Below are 7,378 nucleotides of genomic sequence, written 5' to 3'. Positions count from 1 at the left end.
GCAGGTGCAGATCGATGAAGAGGAGGTCGGGCTCGCCTTCGGCGCGCCGGACGACATGATCGTCCCAGACCTTCTCCGCGAGTGTCCTACCCATCACGTTCCCCCCGGCTGATGCTCGTTCCTGTCACCTCGCCGACGCTAGGCGGGGCGCTCCCCAAGCCGTCCTTGATCGGTCCTCAAGCACCGACGTGGTAGCGGCGACCGCGACTGCTGCCGCATAGCCGTCGGGCACGGCCACGTCCCGCAGCGCCCAGCCCTCCGGGTACGCCGCAGGCGAGGGACCCGTGCCCAGGTAGTCGATGGCCGTGCTGCGCGACAGACCCGCTCCGGTTCCCTTCAGGTAGGCCTCCTTCCGGGTCCACGCACGGGCCACCGCGGCGGGCCGAAGATCCGGCGCGAGATCCGCCACCTCCGCTGCCTCGGACGGGTGCAGTACTTCGGCCGCGGAGGCAGCGATCTCCGCCTCCGGGACGCGCTCGACGTCGACACCCACGGCCTCGGCGGCGATCGCGATCAGGGCGAGGTCGCCGCTGTGGGACAGGGAGAACCGCACACCGCCGCCCCCCACGGCTTCGGGACGGCCGTGGGGCCCGCCGCACCCCACACAGGGCCGACGGCGAAACCGCACGGCTTCGGGCGCCATCCCCAGGCGCGCCCCGAGCAGCTGACGCAGCGCCACATGCCCGGCGGCATAGGTCCGCCGGTCCACCTCGCGCCGCATGGCGGCCAGCCGTCCGCGCTGCCCCGGATCCAGCAGCCCGGGAGCCAGCCGAAGCGCTAGGTCCCCCGCCACCCGACTGTCGACCAGCCACACGGAGACGGGCAACGCCGGAGACGCCGGCAGGAGCACGGATCGCATCATGCCCCCACCCAAAACCCTGCCGTCCCCAAACCGTCCTCCCCTCCCACCCGGCCGACCCCCCGGCGGCCCCTCCCGACGTATGGGTGGTTGGGCTGCCCAGGTGTGAATGGGTGTGTCGGGGGCACTGGTCGGGCGTCACCGGGGTCCGCGTGGTTGTCCCCGTTCGGGGCCCTGCAGGGGTTCTGATCTTGGCTGTCATGGGGTGACCAGGCTGCTGCCATGGGCTGCAGAGCAGCAGGGTGGGTGCTGCCATGGGATTGCCCATTCCTGTGCGCGCGGCTGGCTCGGGATCTGGACCTCGGCGACCGGGCGAAGACGCTGGAGCAGCTCGGCGTGAACCGGCTCGCGCACGCCACGATGGGGGAGTCGTCAAGGAAGTGCTGCCCGAGACGCAGGTAGGTCTCCTGGTCGGCTCCCGCCAGTGGCCCTTCCCCGCGGCCCGCATGGACCAGATCCGCGACCAGGGCGGCCCGCACTCCTCGGCGCGCACCTGGCCCGCCTGAAGGCCGACACCTCCTGGCAGGACGGCCCCACCTCCACCACGGCCGCCCGTCTCGTGGACGCGACGCTGCGTTCCCTGATGACACCGCCCTCCGCCCCGGCCGGCCCCGACGGAGGCCGCCGTCCCCGCCCACCGGCAGCAGCCGGCACCGGCCAGGGGCGCGGGGCGCACGCGGTGACGGCGGCGGCTCCCCCACCCGGGCGCAAGGCCGGGCGGGGCTGTTCCAGAATTCTGGAACAGCCACCCGCCCCCGCTACCGCGCACGCCGAGTTCGACGAGCGAGAGGGCTCCGGTGCGGTGAGGAGCTTGAGCAGCTGGGGTGTCCCACCGCGGATGTCGCCGGCCGCCGGCTGCTCCCGCGCCGACTGCGCGGCTCGCGGATCAGCCTCCGTAGCGGTGCTGCAGCCACCATGTGAGCAGCGCGATCCCGCCTGCTCCGCTCTGGTAGGCAGTGCCCTGAATAAACGAGCTGAGCGCGATGCTGCGCTGGCGATATACCGCTGCCCATGCCTTCTCTGCATAGCCGATTGCGGTGCGGATGAAGTTCACCGGGTGCCTCCTGATAGCTGCCTAGTTCTCGATTCGCTGCGAATCGAGAACGGAGTCTAGAAGCAATTCAGCGCTCGCGTGCACCGACAAAAAACAGGTCTTTTCCGCCTGGGTGGAAACCGTTAACGGAAGCGATGTCCCAAAGATTTTGCATATGTCTCGGGATTGCTCTGATATCTCCTTGCCCGGTGCCGAACGTGGACAGGCCTGTCCGCGTGATGTCCGGGCAGGTCAGAGGCCTGCGGCCTATACTCCGGGACAGGTGCGCCGGACATCCGTCCCCGCTGTCCTAACAGTGTCCCCGCAGGTCAGAAGGCCTACCGGAAAGTACAGGCGGGACATGGCTGTCCCGGCTGTCCCCTTGTCCGGAACATGGTCCGGACAGTGTTCCGGGGTGTTCGGGCAGTGTTCCCACAGCTCAGAGGGCATGTGAGGCGCACAGGGCGGCCGAGCGTGGTCGGCTGTCCGGAACAACGCGTCCGGACATGTTCCGGATAGTGTTCGGACGATGTCCCGGCAGGTCAGAGGGCTGTGCTCACCGCGCTTGGGGACAGGATCAGAACACTGTGTTCCGTGTCCGGGCAGTGTGCGCACACTGCCCGGACAGTGTCCGGACATGTGTCCCCGATCTGTCCCGGTATTGTCCGCGGCGAGCCGCATAGCGCACGCAAATCTCAGCAACAGAAATCGAATCTTGTTCGGTGACGAGAGTCACTCGGGCGACCGGGAGGTGCTGCAATTGATCGCTGCTCGACAAGCAGGCTGAAACGAATTCAGAAACGACCTCTGTATGCACGGGAGGGACCCTGCTGAGATATGTGTGATGTGGTTGCGGGTATTTAAGACATCGTTTCTTATGGCGTAATCGTTCGTTGCACCGTGCATGACGAATCTGGTTGAGCGGCTGGTGCCGGACGAGTTGTGGGTGCTGTTCCGGCGGGTGGTGCCGCCGATGGAGGTCATACGTCCGCAGGGTGGCGGCCGACGCCGGGCGGGGGACCGCGAAGCTCTGGCCGCGATCATCTTCGTGGCGACCTCGGGCTGCACCTGGCGGCAGCTACCGCCGGTGTTCGGCCCGTGCTGGCAGACGGTCTACCGACGCTTCGCCCAGTGGAGCCGGGCCCGGGTCTGGGCCCGGCTCCACCGCGTCATCCTCGACGAACTCGGCGCCCGCGGGGAACTCGACTGGTCGCGCTGCGCGATCGACTCCGTCAGCATGCGGGTTGCAAAAGGGGGCCTCTGACAGGGCCGAATCCGACCGACCGAGGCAAGTTGGGATCGAAGATCCATCTGCTCACCGACCGGAACGGACTGCCGCTGTCGCTGGGCATCTCCGCAGCGAACATGCATGACAGCCAAGGCCTTGCACCGCTCGTGCGGGGCATCCCACCGGTCCGCTCACGCCGAGGCCCACGACGGCGACGACCGGCGAAACTACACGCCGACAAGGGCTACGACTACGATCACCTGCGTCGATGGCTCCGCAAACGCGGCATCCGCCACCGCATCGCCCGTAAAGGGATCGAGTCCTCACAGCGGCTCGGCCGCCACAGATGGGTTGTTGAGAGGACCGTGTCCTGGCTCGCCGGCTGCCGTCGGCTCCACCGCCGCTACGAGCGCAAGGCTGAACACTTCTCGCCTTCGCCGGCATAGCCGCAGCCCTCATCTGCCACCGCAGACTCGTCCGTGTGGACGGGCGGGAACAGTCAGCGTGAGGCCCCGACACTGGCGACCCAGACACCGAACGGCATGATCTCCGGCTCAGTCCCGGTCTTCACCGAGACGCTCTGCACGTCGTCCAGTTCCGACCAGGCGATGCAGCCTGGCGCACTGTCGGCCAGAAAGCCCTCGACAATCGGACTGAGGTCGTCGGAAGTCACATAAGTACCAGTGAACGGCAACGCATCCGGGGGTACAGAACCGGTCGAGCACCGAAGCAGCCGGGCCTGTTCGTCGTGCCACACGTAGAACGTCGCCACGCCGGGAAAGCCCTGATCCCGAAGGCGTTCCCGGATGGCAGCAGCAGTCCGCTCGAAAGCAGCCACCACCGCGGCGACGGACAACGAACTCCTGTCCTCGTCCGCCGTACTCAGCGACCAGGTGTTGGTCTCCCACTCCACCCGCCGGTCCGCCGGCTCCAGGATCAGAGGCTCGGCCGACACCTCAGCAATCCACGTCAACAGCACCACAGCAGTATCCTGCACAGCTCGGCCCGCGAAGCACCAAAAGAAACAACCTCTTGGCGGGCCCAGTCGACGCCCAGCTCGGCGAGGGCTTCGAGCTGCGCGGCGTCGAGCCTGTCGCGCCGCTGGCGCTGGTTGGCCAGCCACACCCCCGTGCGGTGCTCACTGTCGTCCCGGAGGTGCTCGACGTGCGACCGCCCCGGAACACCCCCGCCCTCCCGCTCCAGGTACTGCGCGAGGTCCTGGACGCCCTTGTGGAAGGCCTCCGCGCCCCGCCCGGACTTGGTTGTCGCGACGGCCTTCGCGGGCGCCTGGCGTCCCCGTACGATCCGCGCCGGGGTGATGCCAAGCGCCTCGAGCCGGGCCTGCTACTCGGCGTTCAGCCGGGCCCAGTCCCGCCGTTGGGTGGCGAGCCAGCGGCCGATGTCCTCGCCGTGCCGGGTCACCCCGGCGGTGATGCCCTTCAGGCGGGCGCCTTCGTCTAATGCGGTGACCGGAAAGGTTCACCGGGTTCGATCGGCTGCTGGCAGGATCGGTTTGTGGATCTTTCCGAGGGCCTGTCTGGCTGGACTGATTGGGACGGTGCGGCCTTCGTGGTGGGCCGCTCGTTGGGGATCTTTGACGAGTCTGTGACGTTCACGCAGGTCAAATGGGTGTTCTGGACAGACAACTCGTTGGGGAACGCGCTTCATGAGGTGCTTCTTCAGCTGGTCGCTGCGGGAGTGCTGGAGCGAAGGGACGAACCGGACGAGCAGTTCCATTGGAAGGGGCGGTGACGTCAGGCCGCGGTTGGTAGAGGTCTGCCGCCCCAGCGGAGGCCTCGTTCGCTGCGGATGCGTGCGCGTTCGCGTCGTTGGGCTGCCAGGACGTCGGGGTGGCGGGCGTTCTGGTTGCGCCAGCGCAGGTAGGCGTGCAGGGCCCGGGTCTGGACGGTGTGGTTCGGGTGGTGGGAGTTGGCCAGGGTGAACTGCCGTAGTGGCCCGAAGTGGGCCTCAATGGGGTTGGCCCAGGACGCGTAGGTGGGGGTGAAGCACAGCTCGACCTTGTTCTTCGCCGCCCACCTGCGGATCTTCCAGTTCAGGTGGGCGGAGAGGTTGTCCAGGATCACGTAGATCGGGCCGCCGTCCGGACGGGCCGCGCGGATCGACCGCAGGGCGGCCCAGGTGTGGTCGATGCCCTTCCGGCGCCGGTTGACACCCCACATCTGGTCGTCGCCGACCGAGTAGCAGCCGTGGAAGTAGGTGATGCCGTGCGTTCGCCGGTAGGTGGCCGGCAGCCGGTCGGGGCGGCCTTGTTCGGCCTAGCAGGAGCCGGCGGTCGGGCGGATGCCCAGCGGGCCGAACTCGTCGAAGGCGAAGGTGCGGTCCGGGCGCTCGTTGATCGCGTACTCGACCCGGTCCAGCTTGGCGTCGAATGCCGGGTCCCGTGATTCCTTCCAGGTCTTCGTGCGCTGGGAGGTGTTCCCGCGGCGGGCCAGTAAGCACCGCAGGGCCTCGCGGCCGATCCGGACGGGCCGGGCGATGTTGGTCGCAGGTGGTCGGCGAGTTTGCGGATCGACCAGCGGGTGAAGGGCTTGCCCAAGACGGTGGGGCGGGTGGTGGCCGTCTGGATGACGAAGTCCTCGTCGTCACGGTTCAGCAGGCGGGGACGGCTCCCCGCCCACTGAGGGTTGAGGCATGCGAGCCCGATCTCGTTGAAGCGGTGGATCACGTCCCGGACGGTGTCCTCGTCTGCCTGGACCAGCCGCGCGATCACCGGGACCGTGCTGCCGCCGGCCGAGGCCAGCAGCATCGTCGCCCGCCGGAACCGCACGGAGCTGGTATTTCTCCGCCGCACATGTGCTGGAGCTTTTGCCCCTCCTGCTCCGTCAGCCTCCGGACTCTGACCGGTGGTGCCATCCCGTCTTCCCCGTTGGTTGGAAGCGACCTCGCTTCCAACCAACACAACGAGCAACCCGGTGAACCTATGCGGTCACAGCACTAGGAGCTGGGCGAGGTAGGCGCAGTGCCGCTGCCAGTCCACCGTCCACCCGCGCTCGCCCGGGTTCCAGTCCTCGTCGATCGTTGTCGGCGGTCAGTGAAAGTGAGCAGTCGTCAAGGCTCCGACCTGGGGTTGTGCAGTTTGGGTGAGCGGGTTTGGTGATGGGTCGGCTTACTGAATCTGCGCAGCATCGGAGTTCGTTGGTCTTCTGACCTGCGGGTGTTCTCTGCCTGGCCGGCGCTGCGCAGGTTGGTTTGGGACTGTGGAGTTTCACTGGTCGTCGACAATGGCACCGTCGGCGGAGAGCTCGGGCACCCATCCTGTGATCCCATATTTCATCCGTAAGGCGTTTTGAATCACGGGTTGGGTGTCTCGGCTGGCATTCCTGGTGTCTTGTGGAGCTGGTCCAGGGAGGAGCGATGTGGGTCTGTGGGATCAGTCTGGTTGCTGTTGGGTTCCGGAGGAAATTCGTTTGTCTGTGGGGTGGGGGTTGGGGTGGCATACGCGGATGAGTAGAAATGCGCAGGTCATCGTGTTGGCGATGTACGAGGACGAGGCGATGGAGCCTTTGACTCGGTTCGACGAGGCGCGTACGTGGAGTGGCCGCTTTATACCGATCGAGGACTGGTTCACGGGGGGTTGGGCCATCGAGTTCGTTAGGTGGCGAGGGCGCTATGGGGTACTGCGGGACTTGGAGTCGCTGCCCTGGAACAGGCCGGAGTGTGTGCAGGTGCTGCTCCACGATGAGGATGACGACTGCTTCGCCTTGTGGATGTTCCGCGATGGGGTCCTGGTCGAGGTGGGTATTCCGGGTACTCAGCGGTTCCATACCCCGAAGGCGGAGTGGGAGACGGATCCTCACCCGGGTGTTCTTCTGCGGACTGATCAAGGTGAGGTGGAGCTTAGGCATTCACCGGAGCATGTGCAGGACCCGCGGTTGGCCTGGTAGCGGTCACTTTCCGAGGACGACTGGCTGCGCTCGACCAGATTGGGTGAGTCCCTGCTGCCGGCGCCCGCGGAGCGGGCTGGTCCTGGAGGCGGAGCCGGAAGGGCCGGGGTGGGGGAGCGGAGCGGACCCGCCCAACGGGCCCGTAGGCCAGGACCCCGTGAAACGGGGTCACCCAGGCCTGCGGAGCAGGCTGTTCGGGGGTGAAGCGAAGCGCAACCCCCGAACAGTCCGGAGCGCAGCGTAGGACCACCGGCCCGAAGGGCCGGCCCCGAGGGCGCGAAGCGCCCTCCCGCTGAGCGAAGCGAAGCGGTTCGTTGGCACAGCGCGCAGCGCTGTGGGACCCGCTCCGCGGG

Annotated in this window: 7 protein-coding genes and 2 pseudogenes; 4 read left to right on the top strand and 5 right to left on the bottom strand. The window is 67.4% G+C overall.

The window, feature by feature from the left end; genetic code table 11:
* Window positions 1-124 precede the first annotated feature (124 nt).
* Entirely contained in the window at window positions 125-859 is a 735-nt protein-coding gene (locus AB0D66_RS33870) for a 4'-phosphopantetheinyl transferase superfamily protein (RefSeq protein ID WP_362311002.1), read from the bottom strand.
* A gap of 380 nt (window positions 860-1,239) precedes the next feature.
* On the opposite strand from AB0D66_RS33870, the gene AB0D66_RS33865 reads away from it, so the two are divergent.
* Entirely contained in the window at window positions 1,240-1,365 is a 126-nt protein-coding gene (locus AB0D66_RS33865) for a hypothetical protein (RefSeq protein ID WP_362311000.1), read from the top strand.
* A 380-nt stretch (window positions 1,366-1,745) separates the two neighbouring features.
* Here the strand turns inward: AB0D66_RS33865 and AB0D66_RS33860 are convergent, their stop codons facing one another.
* Entirely contained in the window at window positions 1,746-1,913 is a 168-nt protein-coding gene (locus AB0D66_RS33860) for a hypothetical protein (protein WP_362310999.1), read from the bottom strand.
* A gap of 883 nt (window positions 1,914-2,796) precedes the next feature.
* Here AB0D66_RS33860 and AB0D66_RS33855 point away from each other — a divergent pair.
* Window positions 2,797-3,628 (top strand): annotated as a pseudogene (locus AB0D66_RS33855) (IS5 family transposase).
* On the opposite strand, the gene AB0D66_RS33850 reads toward AB0D66_RS33855, so the two are convergent.
* Window positions 3,620-4,102: a hypothetical protein gene (locus AB0D66_RS33850; RefSeq protein WP_362310998.1), complete on the bottom strand. Its 483-nt coding sequence runs from the start codon at window positions 4,100-4,102 to the stop codon at window positions 3,620-3,622. The pseudogene AB0D66_RS33855 and the gene AB0D66_RS33850 overlap by 9 nt on opposite strands.
* Entirely contained in the window at window positions 4,090-4,425 is a 336-nt protein-coding gene (locus AB0D66_RS33845; RefSeq protein WP_362311001.1) for a helicase associated domain-containing protein, read from the bottom strand. Before AB0D66_RS33845 ends, AB0D66_RS33850 begins: the two co-directional genes overlap by 13 nt.
* A gap of 210 nt (window positions 4,426-4,635) precedes the next feature.
* On the opposite strand from AB0D66_RS33845, the gene AB0D66_RS33840 reads away from it, so the two are divergent.
* Window positions 4,636-4,872 carry a hypothetical protein gene (locus tag AB0D66_RS33840; protein WP_309052372.1) on the top strand — a complete coding sequence of 79 codons (237 nt, stop codon included), beginning with the start codon at window positions 4,636-4,638 and terminating at the stop codon, window positions 4,870-4,872.
* Window positions 4,873-4,874: 2 nt separating this feature from the next.
* On the opposite strand, the pseudogene AB0D66_RS33835 reads toward AB0D66_RS33840, so the two are convergent.
* Window positions 4,875-5,994 (bottom strand): annotated as a pseudogene (locus AB0D66_RS33835) (IS630 family transposase).
* Window positions 5,995-6,617: 623 nt separating this feature from the next.
* Between AB0D66_RS33835 and AB0D66_RS33830 the strand changes: the two are divergent.
* Window positions 6,618-7,025, top strand: coding sequence for a hypothetical protein (locus AB0D66_RS33830; RefSeq protein WP_362310997.1), 408 nt, complete (start codon window positions 6,618-6,620; stop codon window positions 7,023-7,025).
* Window positions 7,026-7,378 lie beyond the last annotated feature (353 nt).

Source organism: Streptomyces sp. NPDC048270 (assembly GCF_040652335.1).
In the GTDB taxonomy this organism is placed as follows: Bacteria; Actinomycetota; Actinomycetes; order Streptomycetales; family Streptomycetaceae; genus Streptomyces.
The sequence above is the reverse complement of the archived record's forward strand: the minus strand, read 5'-3'. Positions and strand labels throughout refer to the sequence as shown.